The sequence below is a fragment of the Agrobacterium sp. 20P9.1.2 genome (assembly GCF_057799395.1).
Map to the genome: position 1 here is coordinate 695,108 of NZ_JBYOKI010000002.1, position 17,631 is coordinate 712,738.

A 17,631-nucleotide genomic window follows, 5' to 3' on the forward strand; every position below is an offset into this window, starting at 1 on the left:
GGAGCGATGACGAAAAGGATCAAGACATGACTGCTGCAGAACTGGCCATTCAGACACCCGAGCTTGAACCAAGCCGGACGAAACGTCTGAAAGCAGCAACGCGTGAAGCCCATGAAGTGCTTGACGGTTTCATCATGTCTGCAAAACCTTTCGAAAGCCGCGAGAACTTCGGCAAATTCGTGCAGACACAATATCTGTTTCACAAAGACCTCGACGCCTTCTTTTTCAACGAAACTCTGGATGGACTTCTGCCCGACCTGAAGGGCCGCCGCCGTCTTGGTTTCATCGAGCAGGACCTTGCCGATCTGGAGATTTCGACACCTGAGAGCGAAAATGTCCGCTTCAGCCAGAATGATGCTGCTTTCGATCTGCCAGAGGCTCTGGGCTGGCTCTATGTCGTGGAAGGTTCGAACCTCGGCGCTGCCTTTCTCTTGAAGGATGCCGCGAAAATCGGTCTTGGCGAGACATTCGGCGCGCGCCATCTGGCTGGTGCACCGGAAGGACGCGGATTGCATTGGCGCACATTCGTGGCCGCGCTCGATGCCATCGAATTGAGCGAAGCGGAAGAGGGCAGGGTCATTGCCGGTGCCGAAGCCGGATTCCGCGCAGTGCATGCCCATGCAAAGCGTATGATGGCCTGATACCAGCGCGCGAAGGCATAGACTTTCGCGTGACTTGCTCTCAAGCGCTGTTGAGCTACACTGTTACGGTGGCGGGGAGGCCACTCTACAGGAGGTTCAATGACACATTCGCTTTTCAAACGGCGTGCTGCCTTGGCGCTCGCCGCATCTGCACTGTCCTTTCTTACGTTTAGCAGCACAGGGCAGGCACAGGCTTTCCCGGATCGAACGATCACGCTGGTCGTACCCTTCGCCGCCGGTGGGTCCACGGATGTGGTTGCTCGCGTCATCGCACAGAAAATGGGTGATGAACTCGGCCAGCAGGTCGTCGTTGAAAACGTGGCAGGCGCGGGCGGCAATCTCGGCGCAGATCGTGTCGCGCGGGCCGAGCCGGATGGTTACACGGTCTTGATGGGAACGGTCGCCACCCATGCGCTCAACCCGCTGATCCTCAAGACCAAGCCCTATGACCCTGAAAAGGATTTTGCGCCGATTTCGCTGCTGGTCGTCGTGCCCAATGTGCTGGTGGTCAACCCGCAGCTGAAGGTCAATAACGTTGCGGAACTCGTTGCGCTTCTGAAGGCAAATCCGGACAAATATGCCTATGCGTCCTCCGGCAACGGAACGCCGCTCCATCTTTCGGGCGAACTGTTCAAGGCGATGACGGGCGTCAGCATGCAGCATGTGCCCTATAAGGGCTCCGGGCCTGCGCTGAACGATCTTCTGGGCAATCAGGTGTCCATCATGTTCGATAATTTGCCATCGTCTTCAGGACACATGAAATCCGGCACTCTGCGCGCGCTGGGTGTCACGACGGCGGAGCGGGCTTCGTCCTTCCCGGATGTTCCGACGATTGCAGAAACGGTGCCGGGTTATGAAACTTACACCTGGAACGCTTTGTTTGCGCCAGCCGGAACCCCTCCGGAAGCGGTCGATAAGCTCAATGCGGCTGCGAAAAAGGCGCTTGCCGACCCCGGTGTTGCTGCGCGCATGGCTGATTTCAGTGCCAAGATCGTTGGCTCCTCACCGGACGAATTGAAGACCCATGTGGCGCAGGAAATTGCCAAATGGGGACCGGTCGTCAAGGACGCGAATGTTCAGATGGACTGAGGCGACTAAAGTAAGTGGCTGAGTTTTCTCATGGCGAGCGGTGTAAACCGTTCGCCATGATGCGTTTTGAGGTTCAGATACGCCCCAAATTTCCCTGAAATGACCGAAAACCAGCTGCCGAATTAATGGGCAATATTTTTATCAAACGGTAAAAAATTTATCATTTGATAAACGCCGCATTTCAGCTACCTTATAAATCATTGTTTTTGCTAGGCATCAGAGACTGGCACGGAACCTGCATTTTATCTTTCAAAAGTTCAACACGGGAACAGGAACTGGAGGATGCAAATGGAAATCGGTGTTTTCATTCCGATTGGAAACAATGGCTGGCTGCTTTCGGAAAACGCGCCGCAATACAAGCCAAGCTTCGAGCTGAACAAGCAGATCACGCTGGCGGCGGAAAGATACGGCTTCGATTTTGCGCTGTCGATGATCAAGCTGCGCGGCTTTGGCGGCAAGACGGAATTCTGGGACTACAATCTGGAATCCTTCACGCTGATGGCAGGGCTTGCTGCCGTGACCTCCAAGATCAAGCTTTTCGGCACGACGGCAACGCTGGTCATGCCACCGGCCATCGTTGCGCGCATGGCAACGACCATCGATTCCATTTCCGGCGGTCGTTTTGGCATCAACCTCATCACCGGCTGGCAGCGGCCAGAATATAGCCAGATGGGTCTTTGGCCCGGCGACGATTATTTTGGCGATCGCTACGAATATCTCAGCGAATATACCACCGTGCTTCAGGACCTGCTGACGACCGGCCAGTCCGACCTTAAGGGCAAATATTTCACCATGGATGATTGCCGGATGAAGCCGGTGCCGGAGGGAGATGTGAAACTCATCTGCGCCGGTTCGTCCGACAAGGGCATGGCCTTTTCCGCCAAGTTTGCGGATTACAGCTTCTGCTTCGGCGTTGGCGTCAACACGCCCACGGCCTTTGCTCCAACGAATACGCGCCTCATGGCCGCGACCGAAAAGACGGGCCGCGATGTGCGCTCTGTGGTGCTGACCATGGTGCTGGCAGAAGAAAAATCCGAGGATGCCTGGGCCAAATGGGAGCATTACAAGGCGGGTGCGGATCAGGAGGCCATCAAGTGGCTCGGCCTGCAAAGCTCCGTGGACACCAAGTCGGGCTCGGACACCAATGTTCGGCACATGTCCAACCCGGTCTCTGCCGTCAACATCAACATGGGTACGCTCATCGGCTCCTATGAAGAGGTCGCGGCCATGCTGGATGAGATGAGCGAGGTGCCGGGCACAGGCGGCGTAATGCTGACCTTTGACGATTTCGTGGAAGGCGTCGAGAAATTCGGGAAATATGTGCAGCCATTGATGAAAAGCCGCAAGCATGTGACGGCTGCTCTGGAGGCCGCAGAATGACGGACGCCGTTGTTGCTGGCTATCATCCACCCAAAAGCCGTTCCGAGAGCGTCACCCTTCCAGCGCGCCCCGAACCGATTTCGCTGAAACCAAGCGAAACCGCCGTCGTGGTGGTTGATATGCAGAACGCCTATTCCACCGAAGGCGGTTATGTCGATCTCGCGGGCTTCGACATATCGGGCGCGAAATCGACCATCGCCAATATCGGCAAGACGCTGGATGCCGCTCGCGCGGCGGGTGTGCAGGTCATCTATTTCCAGAATGGCTGGGACAGCGATTATGTGGAGGCGGGTGGTCCCGGCTCTCCCAACTGGCATAAGTCCAACGCGCTGAAAACCATGCGGGCGCGACCGGACTTGCAGGGAAAATTGCTGGCCAAGGGCACATGGGATTACGCCATTGTCGATGAACTTCAGCCGCAGCCGGGCGATATTCTGGTGCCGAAAACCCGTTATAGCGGCTTCTTCAACACCAATATGGACAGCGTCTTGCGGGCGAGGGGCATTCGAAACCTCGTCTTCGTCGGTATCGCCACCAATGTCTGCGTCGAAAGCTCGCTTCGCGATGCCTTCCACCTCGAATATTTCGGCGTGATGCTGGAAGACGCGACCCACCATCTGGGCCCGGATTTTATCCAGCAGGCGACGGTCTACAATGTCGAGAAATTTTTCGGCTGGGTGGCGACGGTCAATGATTTCTGCGCCGTCATCTCGCAGGCCGCGCCCATAGAAGACTGACCAACGCTATAAGAGGAGAACAGACCATGCCGAAGACCATTATCGTCCCTGAGGGTACATCCAAGCCAATCGCGCCCTTTTCGCCGGGAACACTGGCGGATGGTGTCGTCTATGTGTCGGGCACGCTGCCCTTCGACAAGAACAATGATGTCGTCCATGTGGGCGATGCCGAGGCCCAGACCCGGCACGTGCTGGAAACCATCAAATCTGTGATCGAAACCGCTGGCGGGACTATGGAAGACGTGACCATGAACCACATCTTCATTACCGACTGGGCCAATTATCAGGCCGTGAACAAGGTATATGCGGAGTATTTCCCGGGCGACAAACCAGCGCGTTATTGCATTCAGTGCGGATTGGTGAAGCCGGATGCGCTGATCGAGATCGCAACTGTCGCCCATATCGGCAAATAAGGGACGGCGGGATCGGTGACGATGTATTTCGAGGTTCAGGGCCGAAAAGAGCCGGACGCACACACCATTCTTCTGTCGTCGGGTCTTGGCGGATCGGGCAGCTATTGGGCGCCGCAGATGGAGATGCTGCAACAGCATTTCCGGGTCGTCACCTATGATCATCGCGGCACGGGCCGAACCGGTGGGGAGGTGCCGCAGGATGGCGGCATTTCCGCCATGGCGGATGATGTGCTGGAGATTGCCAGCGAGCTGAACCTCGATAAATTTCACTTCATGGGCCATGCGCTCGGTGGTCTGATCGGGCTCGATATTGCGCTTCGCAAGCCCGGTCTGATTGACCGTCTAGTGCTGATCAACGCCTGGAGCAGGGCGGATGCCCATTCCGGGCGCTGTTTCGACACGCGCATTTCGCTGCTGGAAAATTCCGGCGTGGAAGCTTTCGTGAAAGCACAGCCGCTGTTTCTCTATCCGGCGGTTTGGATGTCGGAAAATGCGGAACGGCTGGCCAAAGACGATGCGCATGGCGTCGCGCATTTTCAGGGCAGGGATAATGTGCTGCGCCGGATCGCGGCATTGAGGGCGTTTGATGTGGATGAAAGGCTGGCGGAAATCGAGAACAGGGCCCTCGTCATCGCCGCAAAAGACGATCTGCTGGTGCCTTACACGCGCTCTTTACGGCTGGCCGAGGGCTTGCCAAATGCGGAGCTTGCCGTGTTCGATGAGGGAGCGCATGCGGTGAATATTACCGACGTTGCTGGTTTTAACGCGGGGCTGGAGAAATTTCTGCTCGCCCCGGCATCGATATAGAGCGAGGGTTTTTTCATGACATTGGATCATCAGGCGCTGGCCACTTTGTTTACGGAAGCACGCACTCACAATGGCTGGCTGGACAAGCCGGTCAGCGATGCGCTGCTGCGCGAAGTTTACGATCTGACCAAGATGGGCCCGACATCGGCAAATTGCTGCCCGGCGCGCTTCGTTTTCGTGCGCTCGCCCGAGGGCAAAGAAAAGCTGAAACCGTCGCTGTCGTCAGGCAATCTCGAAAAGACCATGGCCGCACCCGTGACCGTCATCGCCGCCATCGACAGCGAGTTCTACGAAAAGCTTCCGGCCCTGTTTCCGCATGCGGATGCTAGATCGTGGTTCACCTCCAGCCCGGCGGTGGCGGAAGAAACGGCGTTCCGCAACGCCACGCTTCAGGCTGGTTATCTCATTCTGGCGGCGCGGTCGCTGGGGCTGGATACGGGCGCGATGTCGGGTTTCGACAAGCCTAAAGTGGATGAAGCTTTTTTTGCCGGCACGACATGGAAATCCAATTTCCTGATCAATCTCGGCTATGGCGATCCATCGAAGCTGTTTGGTCGTCTGCCGCGTTTGCCGTTCGAGGACGCCTGCATACTGGCTTGATGAAGTTTTAGGAAAGGTGGGTTAGATGCAGACATTGTCTCTCAAAGAGGAAGCCGTCATGGAGACGAAGACTGCGGAACAACGCGGCCTGGATTACCGCAACGCCATGTCGCAACTGGCCGGTGCCGTCAACATCGTCACCACCGATGGGCCGGAAGGCAAGGCTGGTTTTGCGGCAACCGCGGTCTGCAGCGTTTCAGATAACCCGCCGACCTTGCTCGTCTGCCTCAACCGCAATTCCTCGGCCTATAAATATGTGGTGTCCAACGGCGTCGTCTGCATCAACACGCTGGCCGCCGATCAGGAGAATCTAAGCAGCCTGTTCGGCGGTAAAACCCCCATCGATGCGCGGTTTGCGGCTGGCGAATGGACGACACGTGAGACAGGCGCGCCGCTGCTCGTCGGCGCACTTGCCTCTTTCGATTGCCGCATTCGCACCATTCATGATGGCGGCACCCATGACATTCTGATTTGCGATGTGATGGATACCGTCATCAATGGCGGTGAAGAGGCTCTGATCTATTTCAAACGGGCTTATCGTCATCTGTGACCGCTCGGTCCGTCGGGGCAACTGAACCCGGCGTACCACACTGATTATGGCACAGATATCGCCTGAAAGACCTTGCACCGAATGGCGCAAGGCGTGGTACCCGCACGCCCGCAAATATTAACAATCGATAAATCAGCAATTGACTTTGATGAAATCTCGTCTTTACTGGGTTGCAATTGGTAAGACCATTTTACCAGATGGGATCGCGGGAGGATTTCATGTTCGTGGCATTGGAGCCGCGCCGGCTGCACAGGCAGGTCGCGGACCAGATTCGTGCACTCATTGAAGCGGGAGAGCTGCCGCCTGGGGCAAAACTTCCGGCCGAGCGTGATCTTGCCGAACGGTTTGCCGTGTCCCGCCCCACCATCCGTGAAGCGCTGATCGTTCTGGAGGTAGAAGGCCATATTCAGATCCGCGTTGGATCGGGCGTCTATGTCAGCCAGCGCCCCAGCCAGACATCCACTGTTCTGCCAGTGGACGAAAACGACAGCCCATTCGAAATCCTGCAAGCCCGCAGCATCATCGAAAGCGCGATTGCCGAGGAAGCAGCTCGCGTGGCAACGCCCGAAGGTATCAAGCGTCTGGATGAATGCCTTCGGCAGATGGAGAAGGCGATTGGCGATCCGGTCGATATGCTGGTTCAGGACCGCGCCTTCCACACCGCGATTACCGACATCATCGGCAATGCCACGCTGCACCGCCTGACCGGCCAAATCTTCGACCGGCGCATGACGCCCTATTTCGAGCGACTGGCCAGCCATTTCGAAGGCCCGCACACATGGCGGCTGGCACTGGAAGAACACCGCATCATCCGTGATGCGATTGCGGCCCATGATGGCATTGGTGCGCGTGATGCGATGCGCCGTCATCTGACGCTGTCGCAGAAGAGATTTTCTGAAAGCTTCGGAGAGGAGCCGTAAGAAAAAGATGGTGCCGTCAGGAGAGAGGGCGGTGCCGGAAAACAGACATATGACATCAATCCGGGAGGGAAAACGATGACATCGAGATTATACGCATTGCTGGGCGCAACGGCCATAGCACTGGCATCCGCCTGCGCCGCGCAGGCACAGACGGCGCTGAAATGGGCGCATGTCTATGAAACCACCGAGCCGTTCCACACCGAATCCGTCTGGGCCGCAAAGGAAATCGAGAAGCGCACGGATGGACGCTACAAGATCGACGTTTTCCCGGCTTCTCAGCTCGGCAAGGAAGTCGATATCAATCAGGGTCTGAAGCTCGGCACGGTCGATATGATCATTTCCGGCTCGAGCTTCGCCGCCCGTGACTACAAGCCTATCGGCGTGACCTATTTTCCTTACATCTTCCGCAATCCTGAGCACCTGATCGCCTATACCAAAAGCGATATCTTCAAGCGGCTCGCCAAGGGATATCAGGACAAGACCGGCAATGTGATTGCCGCCGTCAGCTATTACGGCACGCGCCACACCACCGCCAACAAGCCGATTGCCACTTGCGGTGATCTGGAAGGCGTGAAGATGCGCGTTCCCGATGTTCCGGCCTATCTCGCCATGCCACGCGCCTGCGGTGCCAACACCACGCCGATTGCTTTTGCCGAGGTCTATCTGGCGCTTCAGAATGGCACGGTCGATGCGCAGGAAAATCCGCTGACCACCATCGAGGCGAAAAAGTTCTTCGAAGTGCAGAAGAACATCGTTCTCACCGGCCATATTGTCGATCACCTCAACACGGTGATTTCCAAGAGCCGCTGGGCAAGCCTCTCCGATGAAGACAAGAAAATCTTCGTTGACGTCATGCAGGAAGCGGCGACCAAGACGACCAAGATCATCGAAGAGCGTGAAAAAAAGCTGGTCGATGATTTCAAGGCCCGAGGCCTGTCGGTGACGGAGGTCGACAAGGCCGATTTTGAGAAGAACGTGCTCGAGAAAGTGAAGTTCGAGGACTTCGGTTACGACAAGGCCGATTGGGAAGCCATTCGCGCCATCCAGTAAAGCCGCGTCCGGCGCGGTTTAAGGGCCGCGCCGCCCTTCCTTCTCAGCAGGGACAATTCAATGTCGCAGGAAACTCATACTCAGGTGACACCTGAGGAACTCGCCCATACATTCGATGAAGCACCGCCCGATGCCGATCTTTCCGTCTATGCCTTTGAAGACTGGGTCACGCTTGGCCTGTTCTGGGGCATGACTGGCTGCGTGTTTTTGCAATTCTTCACCCGCTATGTGCTGAACGACAGCTATGCCTGGACGGAAGAAATCGCCGTCAACTGCCTGATCGGCGTCGTGTTTCTGGGCTCGGTCATGTGCGTGCGCATGTCGCGCCATATTCAGGTGGATGTGCTTTACCATTATCTGCCTGCACATCTGACACGGGTCATGTCGCTGGCCGTCGATGTGCTGCGCATCGGCTTCTTTGCCTACGGATCATGGCTGATGTGGCGCTATCTGGAAATCGTTGCCGATGAGGAAATGGTGACGGTGGCGCTGCCGCGCGGCATCGTTTTCTACACGGTGTTTGCCGCTTTCGTTTTGATGTTCCTGCGGTCCATTCAGGTCTTCGTCGCCAATCTTCGGCGCGGTTATTCCGTGCTGGAACGGCCTGAAGAATTCCAGAACGTGGAGGAGCTGTGACATGCTGGTTCTGATCGGTTCATTCCTTCTTCTGATGCTTATCGGCCTGCCCGTTGCCATCTCCATGGCGGTGTCTTCGCTGCTTTACATCGTCTCCTACAATGTCGCCCCCGATATCATCGCCGCGCAGCGGTTGATCGCCGGTGTGGAAAGCTTTCCGCTGCTGGCGGTGCCCTTCTTCATTCTGGCCGGAAATCTCATGAATGTGGCGGGCGTCACGGGCCGTATCTATTCCTTCGCGGTCGCCCTCGTTGGCTGGATGAAGGGCGGTTTGGCGCAGGTCAACATCATCGGCTCGGTGATTTTTTCAGGCATGTCGGGCACCGCACTTGCCGATGCCGCCGGTATTGGCACCATCGAAATCAAGGCCATGAAGGACCATGGTTATCCTGTGGAGGCTGCCGTTGGCGTCACCGCCGCCTCGGCTACGCTGGGCCCGATCTTTCCGCCATCTTTGCCATTCGTGATCTATGGCATGATGGCGAATGTCTCCATCGGTGCGCTGTTCATGGCGGGCATCGTTCCCGGCGTCGTCATGACGCTGTTGATGATGATTACCGTTGCCGCCTTCGCCTATATCAAGAACTGGGGCTCGGACACGCCTTTCAGCCTGCGCACCATCTTTGGCGCATCGCTGGAAGTCATCGTCGTCATGCTGGTGCCGATCAGCATTTATCTGCTGACGATGTTCGGCATGTCGCTCAACCTTGCCATCGTCATCGTGCTTGCGGTGCTGATTGCCTGTGACTGGTATTTCGACTTCTCCGCCGTCATGGCGTTGATGACCCCGGTCATTCTGATCGGCGGCATGACCATGGGCTGGTTCACACCGACGGAAGCCGCAGTCGCAGCCGTTCTCTGGTCCCTGTTCCTCGGCCTTGTGCGCTATCGCACCATGACGTTCAAGACGCTGGCAAAAGCCACCTTCGATACGATCGAGACCACCGCTTCGGTTCTCTTCATCGTGGCGGCGGCTTCGGTCTTTGCCTGGCTTTTGACGGTCAGTCAGGCGGCGCAGGTGCTGTCCAGCGCCATTTTGACGCTGACGGACAGCAAGTGGATATTCCTCGTGCTGGTCAATCTGCTGATGCTGTTTGTCGGCTGCTTCCTGGATACGATTGCGGCGATTACCATTCTGGTGCCGATCCTTCTGCCGCTTGTGCTGCAGTTCGATATCGACCCGGTGCATTTCGGCCTCATCATGACGCTGAACCTGATGATCGGCCTTCTGCATCCGCCGTTGGGCATGGTGCTTTTCGTCCTGTCACGGGTGGCACGATTGTCGGTGGAGCGCACGACAATGGCCATTTTACCATGGCTGGTACCACTCTTCGTGGCGCTCATCCTCATCACGTTCATTCCGGCCATCACATTGTGGTTGCCAACGGAAATGGGGCTGATCCGCTAAAAAGCGACGCCCGCGCGATCCCTCGCGCGGGTTTCTTCATCCACACACAGGAAAGCAAAGTGCATGTTGACCCGCGTCGCGCTTCTTTACGGCAAACAGGATATCAAGGTCGAAACACAGGCTGTGCGGCAAGCCGGTGCCGGGGAGGTGCTGCTGCGCATGGCATCAGGTGGCATTTGCGGATCGGATCTGCATTATTATCAGGACGGCGGTTTCGGCCCCATTCAGGTGCGTGAGCCGATCATTTCAGGACATGAAGCGTCAGGCTATATCGAAGCGCTGGGTGAGGACGTCAGCGGCCTTGCCATCGGCGCGCTGGTGGCGGTCAACCCGTCGCAACCCTGCGGCACCTGCCATTATTGCCAGGTCGGTCAGCCGATTCATTGCCTCGACATGCGCTTCATGGGCAGCGCCATGCGCCTGCCTCATGAACAAGGCATGTTCCGCGACTGGCTGGTGGTGCCCGCCAAACAATGCTTCGCTTTTGACGGGAACTCCACGCCCGCAGAAGCAGCCTGCGCCGAGCCTCTGGCCGTCTGCTTGCATGCCGTGGCCCAAGCGGGTGATCTGACCGGACGTCGGGTGCTGGTTACCGGTGCCGGTCCCATCGGACTATTGACGGTGGCTGCTGCGCGCCATGCCGGTGCCGAGGAGATTGTCGTGACCGATCTTGCCGATGCGGCGCTTTCACGCGCGCCTGCCATGGGGGCGAGCCGCACCGTCAATGTTCTGAACGATCCGCAGGGGCTTGCGCCCTATCAGGAAGGAAAAGGCGTCTTCGACGTCGTGTTCGATTGTTCAGCCGCAGGACCCGCGCTGCGCGCTGCCTTTGCCGCCGTCAAGCCACGCGGTACCATCGTTCAGGTGGGGGTGACGGGGGATATGACGATCCCGCTGAATGCGCTGGTCGGCAAGGAAATCGTCTGGCGCGGTTCGCAGCGTTTCGATCAGGAATTTGCGCAGGCCGTCAAACTCATCGCGTCGCGCACCATCGATGTGCGCCCGATCATCTCCCACGAATTTCCGCTTGAAAAGGCCGTCGAGGCTTTCGAACAGGCCGGTGACCGTTCCGTTGCCTGCAAGGTGCAGATCACCTTTGTCGGCTCTAACTGATATCTGAAGGACAAGACAATGAAGCATACATGGCGCTGGTTTGGGCCGGTGGATAAGGTCACGGTGCGGGATGCGGCGCAAGCGGGCGCTGAAGGCATCGTCAGTGCGCTACACCACATCGCAACCGGTGCCGTTTGGCCCGTGGAGGAGATTGCCAAACGGCATGAAGAGATCAGGGCCGGTGGCCTCTATTGGGATGTGGTGGAAAGCGTGCCGGTGTCGGAAGATATCAAGACCCAGACCGGTGACTGGAAGTCCCATATCGCCAACTGGCAGGAAAGCCTGAGGCGGCTGTCAGCAAGCGGCATTCGCACGGTCTGCTACAATTTCATGCCGGTTCTGGACTGGACACGCACCGACCTGCGTTCAGAAGCGCGCCACGGTGCCAAGGCCATGCGCTTCGATCTCACCGATTTTGCCGCCTTCGACATTCATATTCTGAAACGGCCCGATGCGAAGGTCGATTATCCGGACTGGCTGGTAGAGGAGGCTGCGAAGCGTTTTTCCGACATGCCGGACACCAAGATCATCGCGCTAGGCCTCAATATCGGCGCAGGCCTTCCCGGTTCGGCGGATGGTTATACGCTGGATCAGCTGCTGGAAAAGCTCAGAACCTATCAGGGGGTCGATCGCAAAAGGCTTCAATCCAATCTGGTGGATTTTCTCTCAGAGGTCGTGCCGGTCGCCGAGGAGGTGGGTATCAATATCTGCGCCCATGGTGACGATCCGCCCTGGCCGCTCCTGGGCCTGCCGCGTATTCTCTCCACTGAGGCGGATTATGCGCATATGTTGGGTCAGGTCGATAGCCGGGTAAATGGCGTGACGCTGTGCACCGGTTCGCTCGGCGCGCATAAGGACAATGACCTGCCTGCCATTGCCAAGCGTTTTGCCGATCACATTCATTTCGTGCATCTGCGCAATGTCATGCGCGATACCGACACAGTTCCATGCTCCTTCTTCGAGGACGAACATCTCGAGGGAGCAACCGATATGGTGGCCGTCATTGCGGCGCTGCTGGAGGAGGAAAAGAGAAGGCGTGCCGAGGGTCGGGAAGACCACCGCATCGCTATGCGCCCGGACCATGGACAGGAAATTCTCGATGATCTCTCACGCGGCGCACAGCCCGGTTATCCAGCCATCGGGCGGCTGAAAGGACTGGCGGAACTGCGTGGCATCGAGCGCGCGCTTCTTCATCCCCAATTCGGTCGAGTGTAACGCCATGAACAGACTTTCCAACTCCACCGCCCTGCCTGCGGCCGTCTCGGTTCCAGCCTTTGATCGCAAGGCGCTGAAACCGGGCATCGTCCACATCGGGCTCGGCGCGTTTCATCGGTGCCATCAGGCGGTCTACACACAAAAAGCGCTCGAGACGAGTTTCGGCCCCTGGGGCATCGTTGCCGTCAATCTGCGCTCGGCTCAGCCGGTCAAGGCGCTGGCTGAGCAGAACGGGCTTTATTCCATCATGGTGCGCAGTGCCGAAGGTGACAGCGCCGAGGTCATCGGCGCAACCGTTGACTGGCTGTGCGCAGCGGACCGGCGGGAGGATGTGCTCGACTATCTCTCCAGCCCCGACATCCGCATCGTGACGTTGACGGTGAGCGAAAAGGCCTATGGGCTCGATCCTGTGACGGGCGGCCTCGATGTCAAGCATCCTGCCATCGCTGCGGATCTTGCAAACCCGCAGGCACCTGTCGGTGGCATAGGTTTTCTGGTGGAGGGGCTGGCTAGACGCCGGGAGCGCGGCATTCCCCCTTTTACGGTTCTGTGCTGCGATAATCTTCCATCCAATGGCCATGTGGTGCGCCGTCTGGTGCTGGACATGGCGCGGCGGCGGGATGCCGGGCTGGCGCGCTGGATAGAAGAAGAGGGCAGGTTCCCGTGCAGCATGGTGGACCGCATCGTGCCGGCTGCAACAGATGAGACGCGCGCGCGCGCAGCCCAAGTGCTGGGCGTGGAAGACAGTTTAGCGCTCGACACCGAACCCTTCATGCAATGGGTGATCGAGGATGATTTCGTGTCCGGTAGACCTCAATGGGAGGTGGCAGGCGCGGTGTTTGCGCGAGCCGTTGCCCCTTACGAAGACATGAAGCTGCGATTGCTCAACGGTTCCCACACGCTGATTGCGCATCTGGGCATTCTGCATGATCTGGAATTCGTGCGCGATGTCATGGCGGTGCCGGAATTCGTTGAAATCGTCGAACGGCACATGCAGGCGGCTGCGGCAACGCTGGAGCCGGTGCCCGGCATCGATCTGCCATTTTACAGAAACCAGCTTCTCGAACGTTTCGCCAACCCAACCATTGCACATCGCAACGAACAGATTGCCATGGATACGAGCCAGAAACTGCCGCAACGCATTCTGGCTGCGGCGATGGAAACCTTGGGGGCTGGCGGTGACGCTGCCGAATTCGCTTATGTCGTCGCGCTCTGGATCGCGTCCATCCACAAGCGTGGTGATTTGAACGATCCGCGCCGCGATGAGATTCTGGCGGCGGCGAAGCAGGTGGATGTCAATGATCCTTCAGCCGCATTTTTCGTTGTCGAGGGGTTGTTCTTGCCGGAACTGGTTCAGAACCGTGGCTGGCGGGATTTGGTCAATGGTGAGTTGCAAAAGCTTTCAGCTTGATTCAGCAACAAAAAACCCGGCGAGATCATTGCCGGGTTTTTTATTATTAGCTTTTCCTCTTTCGTCATCCTCGGGACAAGCGCGAGGATGACGTTGGGGGCAAGGCATGCCTTCATTTCAGCAAGACTACTCCATCTTGTGGATATCACGGTCCTTGGTTTCCGGCAGGAACAGCAGGCCGAAGACCAGTGTGATGCCTGCGAAGACGATCGGGTACCAGAGGCCGTAGTAGATATCGCCCTTGGCGGCACTCATGGCGAATGCGGTTGCGGGCAGAAGGCCACCGAACCAGCCGTTACCGATGTGGTAGGGCAGGGACATGCCGGAGTAACGAATACGGGTCGGGAAGAGTTCGACCAGCAATGCTGCAATCGGGCCGTAGACCATCGTCACATAGATGACGAGTACGGTGAGAACAGCGATGATGACGATCCAGTTGACCGCCGCAGGATCGGCAACCATGGCAAAAGCGCCGCCGCCAGCCACGGTGTAGACAGCCATATCTGCAGCACCATTCAGTTCCGCAGGTGTCAGCAGCTTGTCTGCCACCAGCTTGTCGGCAGGCACCGTCTTTGCCGGTGTCGCGCGAACCGCATCGGCATTGAGGCCGAGTTCAGGGTTTGCAGCAATGAAGGCGTCGAGCTTTGCAGCCGGCACCTGTGCGGCACCACGCACCAGCGGATAACCGCCGTCATGAAGTGCGATGTTGATCTGCTTCTGGAACGCCCGGTCATTGGCGGCGGCATTGGCACCGGCTGCGACTGCGTCGTAGCCAGTGATCGTCTTGTCACCGATCTTGACCGTTGCGGGCTGGCCTGCAGGACCATTCACCACATCGTATGGCACCGAGTTTCTGGTGAGGAACGAGGTCGCGATATCGCAGGACGTGGTGAATTTCGCCGTCCCTGTCGGATTGAACTGGAAGCGGCAATCGCCAGGCGCAGCAGTTACGGTCGCACGAACCGAGGCCTGAGCCTGAGCGAGTGCAGGGTTACCTGCCCATGTCAGTGCCTTGAACAGCGGGAAGTAGGTCAGCATGGCCAGAACGAGGCCTGCCATGATGATCGGCTTGCGGCCGATCTTGTCGGAGAGCCAGCCGAACAGAACGAAGAAGCCGGTGCCGAGAAGCAGGGCGCAGGCAACCATGATGTTGGCGGACTGCCCGTCGACCTTCAGAATGCTTTGCAGGAAGAACAGGGCATAGAACTGACCTGTGTACCAGACGACGGCCTGACCGATGACGGCGCCAACGAGGGCGATGATGGCGATCTTGGCGTTCTTCCACTGGCCGAAGGCTTCGCTGAGCGGTGCTTTCGATGTCTTGCCCTCTTCCTTCATCTTCTTGAAGGCAGGGGATTCGTTCATCTTCAGACGGATCCAGACGGAGACGCCGAGCAGGATGACGGACAGCAGGAATGGAATACGCCAGCCCCAATCGGCAAAGGCTTCACGACCAACGGCAAACTGGACGCCCAGAATGACGACGAGAGACAGGAAGAGACCGAGCGTCGCGGTGGTCTGAATCCACGAGGTGTAATAACCGCGCCGACCATTGGGTGCATGTTCGGCCACATAGGTTGCCGCACCGCCATATTCACCGCCCAGCGCAAGGCCCTGAAGCATGCGCAGGATGATGAGGATGATGGGGGCTGCGATGCCGATCTGCGCCGCGCCCGGCAGAATGCCGACGACGAAGGTCGAAAAACCCATGATCAGAATGGTGATGAGGAAGGTGTATTTACGTCCGACGATGTCGCCCAGACGCCCGAACACCAGCGCGCCGAAAGGACGGACGAGAAAGCCTGCCGCAAAGGCCAGAAGTGCGAAGATGTTGCGCGTCGTTTCCGGATACTGGCTGAAGAAGTTCGCGCCGATATAGATGGCCAGCGAGCCGTAAAGATAAAAGTCGTACCACTCGAACACTGTTCCCAGAGAAGAGGCGAAAATCACCTTCTTCTCTTCCCCCGTCATGGGACGGGCCTTCTCCGCTGTCGCGGTTGCTACATTCGCCATTGTCTGTCCTCCACAGATGTCAAAACGACACATCGCAGCAGCCCTACTCTCCTCCAGGCTGCCCTTTCGGCGCGATGCACCTGACCACAGATTGACAGAAAATTAACAAAAGGAAGAGCGATGCTTTCGGCTTATGACTTTAGTCTAATGTTGAGCATCGTAAATGTTGCGCTACCGCGTGGCTTTGCCCGCGTCCGAACGGAATTGCCATCTGTTTGCGCTTGACAGAAAATACAAACACCATAATAGCTTTGCCACGAAAAGGAGCACGATCTTGATCAGACATGTCCACGACATGGTTGTCATGCACAATCCGGCAGAGCCTGCCGGTGATCTGTCGCGCTTTTCTGGTTTCATCCGAATTACGGCCAAAACGACGATTAAAACCGTCTAACGTCTCTGGCCCGCCGCTCTCTCCCCGGTTTGGTCGGGGAAGAAGGAAGCCGCAGTTATGCGGGTTCCCCTCACCAAAAAGAGGAGAGGCAGAAAGAGAGCTTTATCATGGGTTTCAAAGTTGCAATCGCAGGCGCCACCGGCAATGTCGGTCGTGAAATGCTCAATATTCTCGCCGAGCGCGGGTTTCCAGCAGACGAAGTCGTTCCTCTGGCCTCTGCCCGCAGCCAGGGCACGGAAGTTTCTTACGGCGACCGCACGCTGAAGGTTTCCAATCTGGAGAATTACGATTTCTCCGATACGGATATTTGCCTGATGTCGGCTGGTGGCGATGTCTCCAAAAAGTGGTCGCCAAAGATCGGCGCGCAGGGCTGCGTCGTCATCGATAACTCGTCCGCATGGCGTTACGATCAGGACGTTCCTTTGATCGTGCCGGAAGTCAACGCCGATGCCATCGAAGGCTTCACCAAGCGAAACATCATTGCCAACCCCAATTGCTCCACGGCGCAGCTCGTTGTTGCCCTAAAGCCGCTGCATGATTTCGCCAAGATCAAGCGCGTCGTCGTCTCCACCTACCAGTCCGTTTCCGGCGCTGGCAAGGAAGGCATGGACGAGCTGTTCCAGCAGACCCGTGCGGTCTTCGTGGCCGACCCGATCGAAGCCAAGAAGTTCACCAAGCGCATCGCCTTCAACGTCATTCCGCACATCGATGTGTTCATGGAAGACGGTTACACGAAGGAAGAGTGGAAGGTTTTGGCCGAAACCAAGAAGATGCTCGACCCGAAGATCAAGGTCACATGCACCGCTGTGCGCGTTCCCGTGTTCATCGGTCACTCGGAATCGGTCAACATCGAATTCGAAAACGAAATCACTGCCGATCAGGCCCGCGACATCCTGCGCGAAGCACCGGGTTGCCTCGTCATCGACAAGCATGAAAACGGCGGCTACATCACCCCCGTCGAGTGCGCTGGCGAAGATGCGACCTATATTTCGCGTATCCGCGAGGACGCAACCGTTGAAAATGGCCTCAACATCTGGGTCGTCTCGGACAACCTTCGCAAGGGTGCAGCCCTCAACGCCATCCAGATTGCCGAGCTGCTCGTCAATCGTGGCCTGATCAAGCCGCGCAAGGCCGCAGCCTGATACGGTTTTTTAATAAACATTAACTATAACCCGTCCATTACACTGCTGGAATGGGCGGGTTTTCTGGTGTTTTGTTATCACGGGCAGTTTATTTGCCGGTTATGACATAGCT

At 57.5% G+C, this 17,631-nt stretch carries 17 protein-coding genes; 16 read left to right on the top strand and 1 reads right to left on the bottom strand.

From position 1 onward, the window contains the following. Positions 1–26: 26 nt before the first annotated feature. The 15 genes from AC27VJ_RS09040 (at position 27) to AC27VJ_RS09110 (ending at position 13,970) form a co-directional block, all read left to right on the top strand. On the top strand, positions 27–641 hold the full coding sequence (locus AC27VJ_RS09040) for a biliverdin-producing heme oxygenase (protein WP_488683733.1): 615 nt from the start codon (positions 27–29) through the stop codon (positions 639–641). A gap of 99 nt (positions 642–740) precedes the next feature. Continuing rightward, a complete protein-coding gene (locus AC27VJ_RS09045; RefSeq protein ID WP_488683734.1) occupies positions 741–1,730 on the top strand; it encodes a Bug family tripartite tricarboxylate transporter substrate binding protein in 990 nt (329 codons plus the stop codon). A gap of 288 nt (positions 1,731–2,018) precedes the next feature. Next, positions 2,019–3,110, top strand: a complete 1,092-nt coding sequence (rutA, locus tag AC27VJ_RS09050) for a pyrimidine utilization protein A (RefSeq protein WP_488683735.1) — start codon at positions 2,019–2,021, stop codon at positions 3,108–3,110. After that, the gene (gene rutB / locus AC27VJ_RS09055) at positions 3,107–3,847 is read left to right on the top strand and encodes a pyrimidine utilization protein B (protein WP_353577224.1); all 741 of its coding nucleotides are present in this window, start codon (positions 3,107–3,109) and stop codon (positions 3,845–3,847) included. Before rutA ends, rutB begins: the two co-directional genes overlap by 4 nt. Before the next feature lie 26 nt (positions 3,848–3,873). After that, complete coding sequence (gene rutC, locus AC27VJ_RS09060; RefSeq protein WP_488683736.1) at positions 3,874–4,260, top strand: pyrimidine utilization protein C; 387 nt, start codon at positions 3,874–3,876, stop codon at positions 4,258–4,260. 21 nt (positions 4,261–4,281) lie between these two features. Next, positions 4,282–5,067, top strand: a complete 786-nt coding sequence (rutD, locus tag AC27VJ_RS09065; protein WP_488683737.1) for a pyrimidine utilization protein D — start codon at positions 4,282–4,284, stop codon at positions 5,065–5,067. A 15-nt stretch (positions 5,068–5,082) separates the two neighbouring features. Continuing rightward, the gene (locus AC27VJ_RS09070) at positions 5,083–5,667 is read left to right on the top strand and encodes a malonic semialdehyde reductase (RefSeq protein ID WP_488683738.1); all 585 of its coding nucleotides are present in this window, start codon (positions 5,083–5,085) and stop codon (positions 5,665–5,667) included. Between the two features lie 25 nt (positions 5,668–5,692). After that, positions 5,693–6,217, top strand: a complete 525-nt coding sequence (locus AC27VJ_RS09075; RefSeq protein WP_353577227.1) for a flavin reductase — start codon at positions 5,693–5,695, stop codon at positions 6,215–6,217. A gap of 218 nt (positions 6,218–6,435) precedes the next feature. Beyond that, positions 6,436–7,137, top strand: a complete 702-nt coding sequence (locus AC27VJ_RS09080; protein WP_488683739.1) for a FadR/GntR family transcriptional regulator — start codon at positions 6,436–6,438, stop codon at positions 7,135–7,137. A gap of 75 nt (positions 7,138–7,212) precedes the next feature. Further along, positions 7,213–8,187 (top strand): sialic acid TRAP transporter substrate-binding protein SiaP, encoded by a 975-nt coding sequence (locus AC27VJ_RS09085; RefSeq protein WP_488683740.1) that lies wholly within the window; start codon positions 7,213–7,215, stop codon positions 8,185–8,187. 60 nt (positions 8,188–8,247) lie between these two features. Beyond that, positions 8,248–8,823: a TRAP transporter small permease gene (locus AC27VJ_RS09090; RefSeq protein WP_488683741.1), complete on the top strand. Its 576-nt coding sequence runs from the start codon at positions 8,248–8,250 to the stop codon at positions 8,821–8,823. A gap of 1 nt (position 8,824) precedes the next feature. Beyond that, a complete protein-coding gene (locus AC27VJ_RS09095) occupies positions 8,825–10,231 on the top strand; it encodes a TRAP transporter large permease (RefSeq protein WP_353577231.1) in 1,407 nt (468 codons plus the stop codon). 63 nt (positions 10,232–10,294) lie between these two features. Next, positions 10,295–11,344, top strand: coding sequence for an L-idonate 5-dehydrogenase (locus AC27VJ_RS09100; RefSeq protein ID WP_488683742.1), 1,050 nt, complete (start codon positions 10,295–10,297; stop codon positions 11,342–11,344). Between the two features lie 18 nt (positions 11,345–11,362). Further along, complete coding sequence (gene uxuA / locus AC27VJ_RS09105) at positions 11,363–12,559, top strand: mannonate dehydratase (protein ID WP_488683743.1); 1,197 nt, start codon at positions 11,363–11,365, stop codon at positions 12,557–12,559. A 4-nt stretch (positions 12,560–12,563) separates the two neighbouring features. After that, a complete protein-coding gene (locus tag AC27VJ_RS09110; protein WP_488683812.1) occupies positions 12,564–13,970 on the top strand; it encodes a mannitol dehydrogenase family protein in 1,407 nt (468 codons plus the stop codon). A gap of 126 nt (positions 13,971–14,096) precedes the next feature. Here the strand turns inward: AC27VJ_RS09110 and AC27VJ_RS09115 are convergent, their stop codons facing one another. Then, positions 14,097–15,983 carry an MFS transporter gene (locus tag AC27VJ_RS09115; protein WP_488683744.1) on the bottom strand — a complete coding sequence of 629 codons (1,887 nt, stop codon included), beginning with the start codon at positions 15,981–15,983 and terminating at the stop codon, positions 14,097–14,099. A 501-nt stretch (positions 15,984–16,484) separates the two neighbouring features. On the opposite strand from AC27VJ_RS09115, the gene AC27VJ_RS09120 reads away from it, so the two are divergent. Further along, positions 16,485–17,519 (top strand): aspartate-semialdehyde dehydrogenase, encoded by a 1,035-nt coding sequence (locus AC27VJ_RS09120; protein ID WP_353577236.1) that lies wholly within the window; start codon positions 16,485–16,487, stop codon positions 17,517–17,519. Positions 17,520–17,631: the final 112 nt, after the last annotated feature.